General features: G+C 46.6%; 9 protein-coding genes and 1 pseudogene. 8 read left to right on the forward strand and 2 right to left on the reverse strand.

Going from position 1 to position 16,067, the window contains the following annotated elements; genetic code table 11:
- Positions 1-209 precede the first annotated feature (209 nt).
- Positions 210-716, reverse strand: a pseudogene (locus tag LOZ80_RS03420) (GNAT family N-acetyltransferase); the annotation flags it as partial.
- 24 nt (positions 717-740) lie between these two features.
- On the reverse strand, positions 741-1,193 hold the full coding sequence (locus tag LOZ80_RS03425; protein WP_238170103.1) for a MarR family winged helix-turn-helix transcriptional regulator: 453 nt from the start codon (positions 1,191-1,193) through the stop codon (positions 741-743).
- Positions 1,194-2,012: 819 nt separating this feature from the next.
- Between LOZ80_RS03425 and LOZ80_RS03430 the strand changes: the two genes are divergently transcribed.
- From LOZ80_RS03430 to LOZ80_RS03465, 8 genes are all read left to right on the forward strand, one after another.
- On the forward strand, positions 2,013-4,199 hold the full coding sequence (locus tag LOZ80_RS03430; protein WP_238170104.1) for a helix-turn-helix domain-containing protein: 2,187 nt from the start codon (positions 2,013-2,015) through the stop codon (positions 4,197-4,199).
- A gap of 353 nt (positions 4,200-4,552) precedes the next feature.
- Positions 4,553-6,172, forward strand: a complete 1,620-nt coding sequence (locus LOZ80_RS03435) for a DUF3502 domain-containing protein (protein WP_238170105.1) — start codon at positions 4,553-4,555, stop codon at positions 6,170-6,172.
- Between the two features lie 29 nt (positions 6,173-6,201).
- A complete protein-coding gene (locus LOZ80_RS03440; RefSeq protein WP_238170106.1) occupies positions 6,202-7,158 on the forward strand; it encodes an ABC transporter permease in 957 nt (318 codons plus the stop codon).
- 13 nt (positions 7,159-7,171) lie between these two features.
- Positions 7,172-8,050, forward strand: coding sequence for a carbohydrate ABC transporter permease (locus LOZ80_RS03445; protein WP_238170107.1), 879 nt, complete (start codon positions 7,172-7,174; stop codon positions 8,048-8,050).
- Positions 8,051-8,094: 44 nt separating this feature from the next.
- A complete protein-coding gene (locus LOZ80_RS03450; protein ID WP_238170108.1) occupies positions 8,095-11,175 on the forward strand; it encodes an Ig-like domain-containing protein in 3,081 nt (1,026 codons plus the stop codon).
- A 114-nt stretch (positions 11,176-11,289) separates the two neighbouring features.
- Positions 11,290-12,684: a family 4 glycosyl hydrolase gene (locus LOZ80_RS03455; RefSeq protein ID WP_337950996.1), complete on the forward strand. Its 1,395-nt coding sequence runs from the start codon at positions 11,290-11,292 to the stop codon at positions 12,682-12,684.
- Between the two features lie 163 nt (positions 12,685-12,847).
- Complete coding sequence (locus LOZ80_RS03460; protein WP_443147047.1) at positions 12,848-13,954, forward strand: amylo-alpha-1,6-glucosidase; 1,107 nt, start codon at positions 12,848-12,850, stop codon at positions 13,952-13,954.
- Positions 13,954-16,065, forward strand: a complete 2,112-nt coding sequence (locus LOZ80_RS03465; RefSeq protein ID WP_238170110.1) for a beta-galactosidase — start codon at positions 13,954-13,956, stop codon at positions 16,063-16,065. The genes LOZ80_RS03460 and LOZ80_RS03465 overlap by 1 nt, the downstream gene beginning before the upstream one ends.
- The last annotated feature ends 2 nt before the right edge of the window (positions 16,066-16,067 follow it).

Consider the following 16,067-nt stretch of genomic DNA (forward strand, 5'->3'; position numbering starts at 1 on the left):
ATTTAGGAGGGCAGTTGGCAGATAACGATTTTAGTTGCCCTCCTCTTAAACTTTTACAAATTGAAGCCTGATTAATTTTCGTTCTTTAGGTTTGCTTTCATAAGAGAGACAATCTTTTGTTCGTCTCCATTCTGAATCCGTTCCAGTTGATTAATAACAAGCTCTTGCCGCTGTACAGAATGGTTTTGACTTAACTTTGCTTTTCCTAGTTTGGTCATTATAATATCTGTTTGTTCTTCATCACCCATATAGAAAGAGTGGGCTCCTGTTTGGACAAAGCCTAATTTTTTATAAAAGGTAATGGCGCTCTCATTTTTTTCCCAAACCCCTAGCCAAATCTTCTCTTTATTCCTTTCTATCGCTATTTCTAAAGCTTTATTTATTAAATATTTCCCAAGCCCCTGCTTATGAAGTTTTTTCCTTATATAGATCCTCTCAATTTCAAGCGAATTATTGCCCATTTTTTCAGTTTGAGCATCATTGGTATTTAGTTTTAAATACCCGGCAATTTCCTCATTGGCATATATCAAATAGAATTCCGAAGAGACATTTAATAATTCCTTTTCTAATTGTTTTAAGTTAAATGCTTTTTCCAGGTAGGCTTTCATGTTTTCAAGTGAATTTTGATTCTTAAATGTCTCATTAAAAGTTTCAACACTGATTTCTTGAAGTAATCCTAAATCTTCAAATGTACCCTTGGTTATGTATATAGTCATTTGGTGTGTCCTCCTTTTACAGAATCAATAATTTCTATTGTTTCCCTTTTTTACAAACTCCCAGTCTTTCTCAACATTTTTTCTGACGCTTTGCAGCAGGTTAAAAATCGTTTCTATTTCATTTTCGGAGAATCCAGCTAGTGCGACCCTATTGGAATAATCGTTCTCCTTCTTTATAAAAGGGTAAACTGTCTTCCCTTTCTCTGTAGGAAATAGCTTTTTAATTTTTTGGTTATAGGCATCACCATTCTTTTCAATAAATCCATTAACCTCCAGTTTCTTAACAGCACGAGCTGCTGTTGTGCGGTCAACCTTTATCATTTCAGCTAACTTTTCTTGAATAATCCCTGGATTTTCACAAATTCGCACGAGGTACAAGTACTGTCCTTTAGTAAGGTCATATTTTTTAAATTCTATATTACTTATAGAATCCAATGCCCTGGCTATCATTCCAACCTCACGTAGAATTTCTTTCATAATTGCAACTCCACTAATATATTTTTCAAACGTCGTAAAAAAATAGTACATCATTTTTGTTGTATTTACAACAAAAATGATGTAAACAGTTCCATCCCTCACCTCACGTTGAATACAAGGATGTTCCCGTGACTTTGTTTGGGACACTATGGACGAGGCACCGTACTTTCTGCATTCATCGATTCACCGAAATATGATACCAAAGAATATGACTAAAAATATTTGGCCTGCAACTATTCCTCGTTGGGAATTTTGGAGTTTGAACAGTATTTACCTTCTATCGGGTGAACGCATATTTTATTTAGTAGTAGTAGTTGAATTGGTTTGGCGCCCCCCTCTATTATCCAATTATTGTTTAAGAGCTCATCTATTCTTTCTTCACAGCCGCCGTAAATACGCCTTCTAAAGAATGTCTTATTCGGGAATTGGGATGGACTGGAAGAATACACCATACTATATATTTGAGACAATATTTTAAACGACGAAGCAAGAACACTTGCTAATACTGTTTTTTTCTTACAATGAGAAAGTATTCACCTTTGGAATAATAAAGAAATTATACTGATGTTGGAAATATGTTTATAGGGTTATCATTGAGATTTTATGTGAACTGAATATAAAGACTCTGAGCCTTCTTTAATGCATATGACGGCTTCTTCTATGCTACAATAAACATAGACATGGTACTACTGGATGAAAGGACTAAAATCGATGAGAATAATGGAGCGAAAAAAGTCCGTAAAAAATAAGTTTTTAGTGTCATATCTCATAATTTTAATTCTACCTTTGTTTCTGCTCGGAACGTGGGGCTATTGGTGGATGAGTACAGTCATCAAGGAGCAAACTGAAAAATTTTACATCAGCACGCTGAAGCAGGTCATCGATTCGATGGACAACAGTTTTCAGGGCATGAATGCGATGACCCAGACGTTATCCGAATCGCCTTGGGTGCAGCGAATCGCTGCCATGGAAGGAAACAACATCGATTATAGTCGTGTCACGCAAGAGCAACTTGCCGACTATGCTACCTACTTGCAAAACTACCAGTCGATCAATACGATGATCGAGCGGATCGCAATTATTTTTAATACGAAAAAGCAGGTGCTGACCTCGAAAGGTTTAGACTCCTTCGATTGGTTTTTTACGAGAGATTATGCGTATGCGAACATGACTGTTGCTGAGTGGGAGAAGTCCATTTCGCAATATACGAGTGGTCAAATTTTAAGTCCCCGACGCTTGAACAGTTACGAACGGATAGATAATGTGGTTAGTTACGTCAAAACAATTCCGACATTGCTGGATCAAACCCCGAGAGCAACCATCTTAATCGGCATCAAAGAAAGCCGTATTAAAGATCAGCTTAACAATACGTTTCAGCTGCCAGGTTCCTCGATTTACATTATGAACGGGCCTGATTCCTTTCTTACTGGCCTGAACATGCAGGAAAGCATTCAGAGAAAATTGCAATACAAGACCGACAAAAAAGTCGTTGTCGAGCAACTGACGATGGATGATGAGAGCGCTTCCTATGCGTTTTACGCCCCGTCAAAGTTTAACAATTGGTATTACATTACAGTTGTTCCTAAAGCCGTCGTGCTGGATAAAGTGAATTATTTTAATTATGCAACGTGGATTTTGATCGCATTGATTCTCGTGTCCGGCATCATCGCCTCCTATTTCATGGCGTTCAACAATTATCGTCCGATCCGCAGGTTAATTGACAACGTGCAGGAAGAGCCAAGAAGCGGTCAAAGCAAAGATCGTGAGGGTAATGTCAAATCCTACTATGAGTACGATGTCATTAAGTCGAAGTTCGATCAAATGAAGCTGACTCGCCAAGAGTTAGAGAGCAAGGTGAACGATTATTTGCCGATGGCGGTCTATTCTTTGTTCATCAAGCTGCTTTATAATACGCTAAGCTCTGACCAAATCGAGTACACGATGCGAATGATGCACATTGGAAACCGGAACAATAACTGGACGGTAGCTGTTATTTATTTGCCGAACGCTCAGGCCGATACGACGAACCTGCGGCAAAAAATTTCACAATGGACAGCTGCAGAAGGGGAAGAACTCTACATTATCGAGTTGGAAAACGGCCGCTTTGCTGTTGTCGTGAATACGGATAATGGGGACGAGATGAGGAACGCTTTAAAGGAAATTAAGAAAAAAGTGTTCGCGAATGAATCTCGGGCTGGAATTGTTACAGGAATCGGGAGTCCGTACAGCGGGCTTGAAGGAATAAGCGCTTCTTACAGGGAGGCTGTAATCGTTATTAACCACACACTGGTCACGTCGGATAACTCGGAAGCCGTGCTTTCATTTAACGACATTTCCAGCAATAACGAGCTCCGCTATTGGTTCCCGGCTGAAAAGCAACAAGAACTCCAGCATCGACTTCGCATTGGCGACTTTGATAAAGTCGAGCCCATTCTCGACCAACTGCTCCGAGCTAATTTTGAACATCCATCTTTCGGAGCCTTGCCAGCCCAATGTCTATTATACGATCTCATCTCGACGGCCTTAAAGGTGCCGGAGAGTCAAGGGATGGTGAAGATGGTGCTGAATGACGAAGGACAATTCCCAGTAATAAGTACAGTCAACGAAATCAAAGCTTACGTCTATCAGCTGTACAAAGAGATCTGTACGATGTTTAAAGAGAGAAGAAAGCTGGAGTCGGCTAAGGCACATCAAGATATTCTTGATTATGTAGACCTTCATTATTGTTTCAGTGAATTTTCGTTAAATGCGTTGGCCGAGCATTTTGGTATGTCCGCGTCCCAGATGAGCAAGTTATTCAAGGAATTTACTGGCATGACCTTCGTCGATTATCTTACGAAGAAAAGAATTACTACCGCCAAATCATTCATGGCAGCAAACGAACTTACGCTGGAGGAGCTTGGCAAAAAAGTGGGGTATGAGAACACGTTGACGTTCCGTAGAGCATTTAAAAAAGTAGAAGGTGTGAATCCGAGCGAATTCAGAGACATGTCGGACGAGTCATAGTAGCTTGCTTTCCTTGTGCTTGCAAAGCCCCCGCCTTAGCCAAAGCCTGTAAAGATCGCCTTGCGACCTCTACAGGCTTTGATTTTATTCATATTGAAAAATATGAACGCTTCTGAAAAAAGTGAACCTTGCCTGCTAGCAAAAAACGATGGCATGGATTCGAATTTGATTGCAGCTCTTTTTCAAAAATGATCCTAAACACAAATAATGATCGTTGTGATTCGTCGAAAGAAACATTAAGTTAGATTATGCAAGCGCTATCTTAAATGGATTTCAGGTAGTAAACGCAAGAAGGCCCTCATGTCCTTTATTTTGGGAGAGGGAAGCTAGTCATTCAAGGGAGGGTAAAAGTAATGGTTAAAAAATCGTCATTAAGTTTGCTTAGCAGCTGTGTCGTACTGAGTATCGTTATGTCAGGATGCAGCAGCGACAACAAAGAGAAGAAGGTAGTCACATCGGCACAACCTTCAACAGGCGCGTCGGAATGGAAGCTGCCTCTAACGGATTCGGGAGAGACGCTTCGTATCGCGACACTGGATAATGAGGTGCCTGACTTATCGTTTACTACGGGCAACTATCCAGTTTTGCAGCAGATTGAGCAACGAACAGGTGTAAAACTGAAATGGGAGGTCAACAAAACGGACTATGACACGGTGATGAGAACACGTATCGCTGCGGCTTCCAACTTACCAGATATTATCATGCTGCCGAAGGACGCGGATCCTCTCCAATTAAGTGAGAACAAAATGATTTTGAAGTTGAATGAATTAATTGACCAATACGCCCCTCATTTGAAAAAGTTTCTAAACGACAATCCGGACGTTCGCAAAGCGTTGACAGCGCCTGATGGTTCGATTACCTATCTGCCGGGAAGCGTGGACTTTTACACCAATGATTACAATGTGCTTGGGCTGGCGTACCGTCAGGACTGGGTCCAGAAACTGGGTCTCTCCGAACCAAAGACGATCGATGATTGGCATACTGTGCTGAAAGCATTTAAGGAAAAGGACCCTAACGGTAACGGTAAAGACGACGAGGTACCGTTCGTTGCAGGCGGCATTGATGCGATCGGGTACTTCACTCAAGCTTATGGCATGGCACCTCGAAGCCAATGGTTCTCCGTAGATGCTAAAGGGAAAGTCCAATACTCGTGGACATCTCCGAAGGCAAAGCAATTTTTAACTGAAATGAATAAGTGGTGGAAGGAAGGTTTGATCGATCAAGGCATGATGACTGCCCACTATGACAAGGCGAAAGCGTATGTAGTCAGCAATATCGGGGGAGCGACAAGTGGATGGGCAAACCGCAACGATGAGAACAACAAGTCGATGCAAGGTAGCTATCCCGGCGCCAACTGGGTGCTGGCGATGCCGCCGAAAGGCCCGGAAGGCGATCAGGCCTATGAAGTCGATTATCCAGTGAAGGACAACAAATTCTCAATCACAAAGGAAGCTAAAAATCCGAAGCTGGCGATTGAGTGGCTGGATTACATCTTTGCTAGCGATGAAGGCAAGCAGCTCTTCAATTTCGGAGTCGAAGGCACGAACTACTCGCTCGTGAACGGCAAGCCTGTGTTGAACGACACGATTCTCAAAAACCAAAAGTATCCCAACCCATCCGTTGCTTTGGCGGCATTAGGAGCATCGCGACTTCCGAAGATTGTTATGAAGGAAGCGAAAGATCAATTCCAGGCGGCGCTGTCTTCGTCGGATTCGATCAAACTGGTGCAAAATGCGAAGCCGTTTTACAAGTTCGTGTTCCCGCCGGTCATCAGCACGTCAGCCGAGTCAAATGCGATTACCTCAAAAATGGCTGATATTATGACGTATAGCAATGAAATGCAAGTAAAATTCATAATGGGGGCGGAACCACTTTCGAATTACGATAAGTTTGTGGAGAAACTGAAAGCAATGGGAATCGATGACGTTGTGAAAATCAAGCAACAGCAATACGATCGTTGGAAGCAAAACTAATTACATGCGGCCTTTGGAAGGAGCGCTTTATGAAAATGGATGCGATTACAGGCGCGCAAGCCAGACATGGCCAGACGAAAACAGCAAAATGGGTGACGCACTTCTCGAAAAACAAATATCTGTATGCTTTGCTGCTCCCAGGAACGATTTATTTGCTGATTTTCGATTATATCCCGTTAGCCGGTTTAGTTCTGGCATTTAAGGACTTCTCCCCAGGAGATTCATTCTTCGGCGGTGAATGGGTCGGTTTGAAATGGTTCAATGAGTTTTTCAATTCTATTTATTTTTTCCGTTTACTTAAAAATACGATCCTCCTGCACCTTTACGACCTGTTGTGGGGGTTCCCGATCCCAATTATTTTTGCTTTGCTCTTGCATGAGCTTAGGCGGCAGTATTTCAAGCGGTTCGTGCAGACGGTCAGTTACTTTCCACATTTTATATCGACAGTGATTATCGCAGGTTTGATTGTCAATTTCCTGTCGCCTACGGATGGCATTATTACACGCCTCATCTATGCGTTGACGGGAAGTGAGACGAATCTGCTGGGAGATCAGGGCTGGTTCCGTACCATTTATGTCATCTCGAATGTTTGGGCCAGCTTCGGTTGGAACTCCATCATTTATTTGGCCGCTTTGACGGCGGTCGACGTTCACCTTTACGAAGCGGCTGATATCGAAGGCGCAGGACGCTGGAAGAAGATGACTAGCATCACGCTGCCTTCTATCATGCCGACGATCGTGACGCTGCTTATTTTGAACATGGGGAAGCTGCTCAGCGTCGGTTATGAGAAAATCATTCTGCTCTATAATCCGGGGACATATGAGACGGCGGATGTCATCTCTACATATGTGTATCGGCGCGGTCTGCTCGGAGCCGATTACAGCTTCGGTGTAGCCGTTGGTTTGTTCAACTCGGTTGCAAGTTTCCTGATTTTAATCCTCATCAACTATATCAGCAAACGAGTCAATAATGTATCACTGTGGTAAAGGAGCATCACGTATGTCACGAAATGCAAGCCGAATCGGATGGGTGGAAAGCGTCATTATCCTAGTATTGTGTATCCTAGCGCTTGTGACGGCGTATCCATTTATTTATGTCGCCAGCATGTCGCTCAGCGATCCAAAGGCCGTCATCGAGTTGAAGGTATGGTTATGGCCGAAAGGTTTTTCGCTCGAGGCGTACAGTTTAATCTTTGAAAATTCTCGTATCTGGGTGAGTTATTATAACACAATTTGGTATACGGTCGTCGGCACGGCACTGAATATCTTTTTGACGCTTACTTTCGCTTACCCGCTATCGAGAAAAGACTTTTCCGCCCGTGGCATTTTTATGATTTTGCTGGCCGTTACGATGTTTTTTAACGGTGGGCTAATTACAAACTTTCTGTTGATTCAAAAGTTAGGGCTCTACAACACCCGCTGGGCGATCGTGCTTCCCGGCGCAATGGGTGCGATGAACGTGATCATGGCGCGCGTCTTTTTCCAAACGTCCATACCGGATAGTCTAACGGAGGCCGCCAAAATCGATGGGGCTACCGATATTAAAATTTTGACGCGAATCGTGCTTCCGTTGTCGCTGCCCATTATTAGTGTTGTTGCGATTTTCTCATCAGTCGGCTATTGGAACAACTACTTCAACGCCATGATTTATCTGATCGATAAAAATCTTCAGCCGTTACAAATCTACCTGATGGAAGTGCTCATTCAGAACAACGTTGATATCACTTCAGAATACAGTAGTTTCTCACAGCGGGAAGAACTGGCTTCCCAATTGAAATACTGCATTATTATGGTATCGATTATTCCCATTATGTGCTTCTATCCGATCCTTCAAAAGTACTTCGTCAAGGGCGCGATGATCGGCGCGCTTAAAGAGTAAATGCTTAACATAGCTGTCCATCAATCGTCACGGGAGGTATTCCTTTGAAAATTAGCGTTGTCTGGAAAAGAATCTGTACGATCTTCTTCATCTTGTCTCTTCTGTTGCCAGTTCTTCCTTTAATACCATCGGCTTCTGCAGCTGTACCGCTCTGGAGCGACGGATTTGAAAATGGGTTTAGTGAATGGACGACCGTGTATGGCACCCCGAGTGTAAGCACAGTGCAAAGGCATGAAGGCAGCAACAGCTATATCCTTAATGAGGAACGCGACGAAATTAAGAAAACCTGGACGTCCGCGTGGACGAATAAAGTCCTTTCCGTATGGTTCTACGACAATGCGGCGGATAACAGCATGCAAGCGGAAACGGTTGTACAAGAAAAAGCTTATCTCGGCGTTCGGACGCAGACCAGCACGTTGAACTACGCCTACAAGCTTGGCGGCAACGCATGGGCGGAATCGTCTGTGCCTAGGACGACGGGGTGGCATCAGTTTGTATGGGATATGCGTTCAGGCACCTCGTGCTTGCTGTATATTGATGGTATTCAGGTATCGTCGACTTCGCTGGTGATGAACTTCACTGTGCTTCGCATCGGAGACGATACCAACGATGGCAGATCGGGGACCGTATACATTGACGATATTTCTATTCTTGATGAGTTGCCGTTGACGGTATCTCTGAATAAGACTGAAGGGACGGTCATAGAAGGCAGCACGGACACGCTCTTCGCAACGGTTGCTCCAAGTACAGCAAGTCAGTCCGTGATTTGGTCGACAAGCAATAGCAGCGTCGCGACAGTCAGCGGCGGCGTCATCTCTGGCGTATCACCAGGGATTGCGACGATAACAGCGATCAGCAGCGTCGACTCTTCTTATTTTGCGTCCTACACAGTAACGGTAGAAGCGCTTCATCCACCCGTAGACGGTGTTCATCTGAACAAGGGAACAACCTCCATCATGAAAGGTTCCACGGACTCGTTGACAGCAACGGCGACGCCAGACCGTGCGGATCAGGATGTCGCTTGGTCGACGAGCGACAGCAGTGTCGCCACTGTTGCAAATGGCGTCGTAACCGCGGTTGATATCGGAATCGCAACGATCACAGCGACGAGTGTTTCGAATGCCGTTTACACGGCTTCCACTTTCGTTGCCGTTACCTCCCCGTTGTCGGGTACTAGCGACGTACTGCTTCAATATCCGGTGCCTGGTTTCGTGCAGCCGGCTGACAACTATACAGTCAAGGTGAACGGCCAGCCTGTCATTGTGCAGAAGACGATCGAGGGAGGTTATGCGCACTTCGCCTTCTCAGGCACGGCCGATATTACGGTGACGGTAGCGGACGCTTCGGATTTTGACGACGACTGGACGCTCAGCCCGGAGAGCTACGAAATCGCGACGACGCAAAGCGGTCGTAATATCAGCTTCTCGATCGATCGTCCGATGCAGTTGCTGCTGCAAAAAGATAAATCGTATCACTACGATGCTCCATACGCCGACGCAGCGTCCGCCAAGGCGGCGAATGATGCAGATGTAATCGATAGGATCCGAGATAAGTTGTATCTCATCGCGGATCCGTTGGAGGATGCTGATACACCGCAGCTTGGGGACGCCGACGTGGTGAACGTGCTTGACTATGGCATCGACAATACGGGGGTTGTGTCTGTCAGTGATGCAGTCTATTCTGCCCTGTCTTTGGCGACGGCTGATAGCAAAATACTCTATTTCCCTCCTGGTGTATATAACTGGAGAAAGACGGTTTACGTCCCTAACCATGCGAAAATTTATTTGGCTGGTGGTGCTTATTTGTTCCTGGACACAGATGCGCTTCCGATCGTGGATGGGAAAATTCAGTTTACGGGATTTTTTGCGGTAGGCGGGAAAAGCGATGTCAAGATCTACGGCCGAGGCACGCTATTCGGCAATAATCATGCGCGTCCAGATGGTCTCTATTTCAGAACGGCCGCTATCAACGGTATCAACGAGTCGAAAGCTGAGGCGTTGTCCGATGACGTAACCATAGAAGGAATTACGATCACGGAGTTCTCGGGTCTTCCGGCCTCCATTCGAGGAAGCGATACGACAATTCGAAATGTTAAAGCAATTTTGGCCTTAAGAACGCACTTTGATCCTGTTGGTAATGGCCGTGATCGAACAGAGGGCTACAATTTCCAGGGGGGGTCATCCAATGTGTTGGTCGAGAACAGCCTTATCGTTGGCGAAGATGATGGGATCAACTTCTCGAATTCTATCGGCAGGGAGCTGCCGAACGACGGGTTGACGGTCCGCAATACCATCATCATTAATGGGTCGACGGGCAGTCCGATCAAGGTGATTGATCCATATGGAGGTTATATCCGCAATATCGCTTTCGATAGTGTCGATGTCCCGTATGCGGATCGGGCTGTGTCGATCTATTCGTGGCCTTCAAAGAACGCTGGCGATATCTATAACGTTTATTTTAAAGGGTATCGGGTCGAGGAGATCAGCTATAAAACGGGGAATGAATTTTTTGGAATCAAGGATTCAGCCCAGTCGGCCACGCCTCCGATTGTAGTCGGGCCTCTGCATGATATGTTCTTTCAGAATACAGAAGTGGCACGAATTTCTAATTATCCGACACCGCAGAAGCTGTGGCTATACGGTTATAACAATGATGCCAAGACCGAAGACATTCATTTCTACAATCTCAAGATCAACAGCCAGATGGTAACGGAAACGAACAAATTTACGACGGGCAAGGTCAATTCCTCAATGCCTTATACGGCAAATATCACGTTCGAGGAGAACAATCCGAACGTTGTCTCGATTGAAGCGACCGACCCGTATGCTGGCAGTAGTCTTTTAGATACTGGAGAATTCACAGTTAGCCGGACTGGCAGCACGACTGCAGCGCTGACGCTCCATTACCAGATCCGGGGCTCTGCCATGAACGGCACAGACTACACAACGATAACCGATTCCATTACGATACCGGCAGGACAGAGCTCCGCTGCAATCTCGATTAATCCGCTCCTACTTGGCAGTGGAGAGGCGAAGTCCATTTATCTCAGCTTGCTCGGCAGCGGCTATAACCATGCGTATACGCTCGCTCCGAAATCGGAAGCCGTCGTGACGTTGGCACCATAAGCAGATCATGACATCCGGCAAGGGTCGCTGTGAGCGACTCTTGCTGGATTCAGCCTGCCCGATTTAGTGCGTACATACACGGCAACCAAATGTAAATAAGGGGGACATAGGAAGATGCATATGCAAAATGAACACGTATCTGAGCTTAAAATCGCTTATATCGGTGGAGGTTCTCGAAACTGGGCTAGGAAGCTAATGTGCGATCTGGCTCTTGAGCCGCAATTATCCGGCGTCGTCTCGTTATACGACATAGATGGGGGAGCGGCTGGGCATAATGCGCAGATTGGCAATACAATTACGGCCACAAACGAGGCAGTAGGCAAATGGCGTTACGAAGCGGCTGCGACCATGGAAGAGGCGCTGACCGGTGCTGATTTTGTCATCTTGTCCATCCTGCCAGGCACATTTAAGGAGATGGCGGTGGACGTACACGCGCCCGAAAAGTACGGCATCTATCAATCCGTAGGCGATACGGTTGGGCCGGGCGGTATCCTAAGAGCTCTGCGAACCATTCCTCTCTACGTGAACTTTGCACGTCAGATTGAACGTTATTGCCCGACAGCCTGGGTTATCAATTACACAAATCCGATGACGCTCTGTACACGTACGCTTTACGAGATTTTTCCTGGCATTAAAGCATTCGGGTGCTGCCACGAGGTGTTCAGTACGCAAGAGGAACTATCCGCGATCCTTGAGATATTTGGAGGTGTCAGCGGAGTCGAACGGTACGAGATTGAAACGAATGTCAAAGGGATTAATCATTTTACCTGGATTGATCAAGCTTCTTATCGAGGCATTGATCTGTTCGAGCTCTATCGCGAAGCGGCGCAAAAATTCGGTGTAGAAGGCTACAGGGCGAGCAAAGAAGGGCGGGCATCACGGCACTATGGCGACTGGCGCTGGCCCAAACCGCTGCACTTCGAGCTATTTGGCAGGTATGGCCTGATTCCAGCAGCCGGAGCTAGACATATGGTCGAGTTTATGCCCCACGACTGGTATATGAACCAAACGGATCCCGTCACCTTAAAAAACAAGTGGGGTTTTGAGCTCACTACAGTGCACAGCCGAATTGAATACCAGGATAAACAAATAGAAGAGACAGAACGCATTATCGCAGGCACTGACAGGGTTGAATTGAAGCCTTCAAAAGAAGAAGGTGTGCGCATTATCAAAGGATTGCTCGGTCTGGAGACATTCGTAACGAATATCAACTTCCCGAACCGGGGACAGTTGCCGGATATACCCGAGGGGGCGATCGTCGAAAGTAACGCACTGATCCAGTCAGGACGCATCACACCGCTCCATGCGGGCGGGCTACCGCTCGATTTGCTTAATTGGGTAGTGCGTCACGTCTATAACCAAGAGCTGGTTCTAAAGGCGGGCATCAGTCAAGACTATACGCTCGGGTACAAAGCATTCGTGAATGACCCGCTTGTCGCGATGGATTTGAAGAGCAGCAAGGCGCTTTATGAAGAGATGCTGGAGGGTACCGGTCTGTTCCGGTTGTGAACTCCTGAATGAGGTTTACGTTTAGATGACACCGAAGACAAGGAGAGTGATCTGGATGTGAAATATAGATGAAGTCAAATGGGAACAGATTGTCGCCAGGCTTCGCGAGGATCTCACCAACGCGCTAACGCTTGGCGTACATAACGTCGACGGACGCCGATGCCTGACAGGTTATAGCTACAGCGAGCTATTTGATTGGGATCTTTACTTTGAAAATATCGTTTTATCCTATTTTGGAATTTATGAATTCGGTAAATCCGGCGTCGCCTTTTTTTTGGATCGGCAGCAGGAGAACGGCTTCATTTCCAGAATGGCTGGCGTCGTATGGCCTAAGAGTGGACAACATTTTAAACCGTTTCTGGCGCAAACGGCACTGTTGTACGTCAAGCAATCGGACGATGCCGATTGGCTGAAAGCCGGCTATTTTGAAAAGCTGAAAATGTATCTGGCCTATTGGCTCAGCAACGAATACGACTCGAATCGAAACGGATTGCCCGTGTGGAACAGCGCGGATCATAGCGGTATGGACAACCAGGACGAGCGGGCGGGGGCAATCGACGCATATGTTTGTGAAGGCGTTGATCTGGCGGTTTTTCTCGTTCGAGAGTATGACGCAATGAGCCAGCTTGCTTCAAAGCTAGGCTACATTGTCGAACAGAAGGCCTACCAGGCTAAAGCGGAGTCATTGAAAACTAAGATTCAAACGGACTTTTGGCATGAAGAAGACGGATTCTTCTATGACATTAATGTCAGAACAGGGCAGCACATCCGTTGTAAGACGGTTGCCGGATTTACCCCTTTGTGGATCGGAGCGGCTTCCGCAGATCAGGCGACAAGGCTGGTAACAGAGCACTTGACGAATAAGGAGCGGTTCTGGCTGGCCTATCCTGTTGCGTCGATGGCGAAGGACGAACCGGGATACCGGCAAGATAAGTACGATGATGAGACGTGCTGCAACTGGAAAGGGACGGTTTGGGTACCTTCAAATTATTACATTTTCCACGGGCTGTTGAACTATGGGTTCGACGGAATCGCAAGGGATCTTGCCGAAAAAACGATGGAGCACCTCTTGAAGAACGAGCGAACTCGCGAATATTTCAACGCAGAAACAGGCGAGGGAATGGGTTTGGATCCATTTTGGGGCTGGAGCGTTCTAGGGTATGTAATGCTGATGGAATATGAGAAGGCGTACGATCCTTCCGATCCAACCACTGAAATCATTGTGCCATTTTTTAAAGACATATTGGAGCCAAGGAGGCAGAGCAGCTAGTGAAATCTTTTATACACGGCAATACCTATTATAGTCATGCGCATCCGCCTGAAGAGTTGGAACGTAATTTTGTGAAAATGAGAGAAATGGGAATTAACGCTGTCCGAGTTGCTGAAATTTGGCCGGGATGGTCGGTCATCGAGCGAAAGCAGGGGACGTATGACTACGACCTGCTCGACGATTTCGTAGAAAAAGCGGTCAGAAACGGGATACAGGTCTGCATGGGCGTCGGTATTAACGATACGCCATTCTGGCTGTTTAACGCGTATGACGACCTACGTTGTGTGAGCTGGGAGGGAAAAAAGGCGGCGAGGCGAATCCACTCTGCATGTGTAGATCACCCAATGTACCGACAGCATATGCAAGCGTTCATTGAAAATATTACCAATCGATATGCAGGCTATGAGGGCATCTTCTCCTGGCAGCTCGGCAACGAGATTAGATGCGGGCATGCCTACTGTGACTGCGGCTCCACGCGGATACGCTTCCGCCAATGGCTGAACCATAAGTATAAGGGCGATCTGACAGTCTTGAATCAGGAATGGGGAGTCGAATATTCCGCTTGGGAAGAGATCTATCCGTACAAATCATCGGAAGGAGCGCCGACGGAGGGCATCATCGGTCATTATTTAAATACGATGGCATTTACGAATTGGTCGTTGGAGGAGCTGTTGTCGTGGGGGGTAGCCATTATGCGGCCTATTACAGATCTTCCGATCTTTCACAATCATTTTCAGCAAGTAGGCAGCGGAAACTATTGGAAGCTGACTGAACCGTGTGATGCATCTGTCATGGACATCTACGCTGTGACTTACGACGAACCCGGCATTTATAACGGTTATTTGCTCGATATCGCTGGCAGCATTGCGAGGCAGACGGGGAAACCGCTGTGGATTGGCGAGACGACAGCGGCGCAGTATGGTACCTTTCAACGGATTCCGGTCGATCAGCGTTTGATTGAGAACTGTGTCATGGAACAGCTAGGTGCCGGAGCGAGAGCGATTTTCTATTTCAGGCACAAGTCGCCGATCTGGGAGCAGCCGCATAAATTTACGGGTTCACAAGCATTCCTCCGCATTGACGAATCGGAAACGGCGTATGCGCAGACGCCTCGCAATGTAGAGCGGTTCCTCCAATTGCACGAGGAGACTATTCTAAAAAGCAGCCCGGTGGATGCGGAAATAGGTCTCTATTATCCGGAAGAGTCGCTTCTACTTGGCAGCGAAGCGGGATTCCGAGAGGATGCTTTGAACAGCTCTTTTGGTTCTAGGGCAATTTGGACGGGGGCACAGCTTGCGGTGGAGTTGCTGGACACCGACACCCTGATCGGTACCGATCTATCGCGGTTCAAGATCATTCATCTCCCGCTCGCTTATTTGCTTCCTTCCAAAGTAGGTGAGGCGTTACGGAACTATGTTCGGGAAGGCGGCACCCTCATTAGCGAAGGCAGACTCGGCTATGTCAATGAATTCGGGCAGCTGTACGACGTGCAGCCAGGTGCGGGATTGGATGAAGTGTTCGGGGCGCGGGAGGACTTATTTTACAATACGTCGCCGTTTTTGGCCGATTATGAGTTGGAAGGAATGGAAGGCAGGGCAGAGTTTCACACCGTCAAGCAGACGTTTCGATTGCAAGGCGGTCAGCCGTTTATGAAGAGTGAGGATGGAGAAGTGTGCGGCGTGCGTCATACCTATGGCAAAGGAACGGCCTATTTGCTCGGCGTAGCACCTAGCTTGCACTTTAAAATCGGCAGCGGCAAGTATGACCGTGCCTCGGAAGCTCGCGCTCACACGTCGGCTGCTCAGCGTGAAGCGGTATGCCGATTATTTAAGCATATCGCGCAGTTGCATCATATGGTGCCGCCGATCACGATGACGGGCGGGCATCCGAACCTGACCGTTCGCTATTTGCAAGAAGGGAAGTCAAAGCTTGCCTTCTTTGTGAATTATAGCAAAAAGGAGAAAACGGTCATTTCGCTTCAACACCCCGCTATGCGGTGCTTCCAACTCGATCATGAGGGTCAACACGCGCTACGAGTTGGTGAAGATGGTCAAACGATCCTAGAAATCGATGAGATGAGCTGGAAGGCAATTTTAATAGAAGGAGAGTGAGC

This window comes from Paenibacillus sp. HWE-109 (assembly GCF_022163125.1).
GTDB lineage: Bacteria > Bacillota > Bacilli > Paenibacillales > NBRC-103111 > Paenibacillus_E.

Coding starts and splice junctions, on each gene's coding strand:
- LOZ80_RS03425 (WP_238170103.1), bottom strand. CDS start 1,193: ATGAAAGAAATTCTACGTGAGGTTGGAATGATAGCCAGGGCATTGGAT.
- LOZ80_RS03430 (WP_238170104.1), top strand. CDS start 2,013: ATGAGTACAGTCATCAAGGAGCAAACTGAAAAATTTTACATCAGCACG.
- LOZ80_RS03435 (WP_238170105.1), top strand. CDS start 4,553: ATGGTTAAAAAATCGTCATTAAGTTTGCTTAGCAGCTGTGTCGTACTG.
- LOZ80_RS03440 (WP_238170106.1), top strand. CDS start 6,202: ATGAAAATGGATGCGATTACAGGCGCGCAAGCCAGACATGGCCAGACG.
- LOZ80_RS03445 (WP_238170107.1), top strand. CDS start 7,172: ATGTCACGAAATGCAAGCCGAATCGGATGGGTGGAAAGCGTCATTATC.
- LOZ80_RS03455 (WP_337950996.1), top strand. CDS start 11,290: ATGCATATGCAAAATGAACACGTATCTGAGCTTAAAATCGCTTATATC.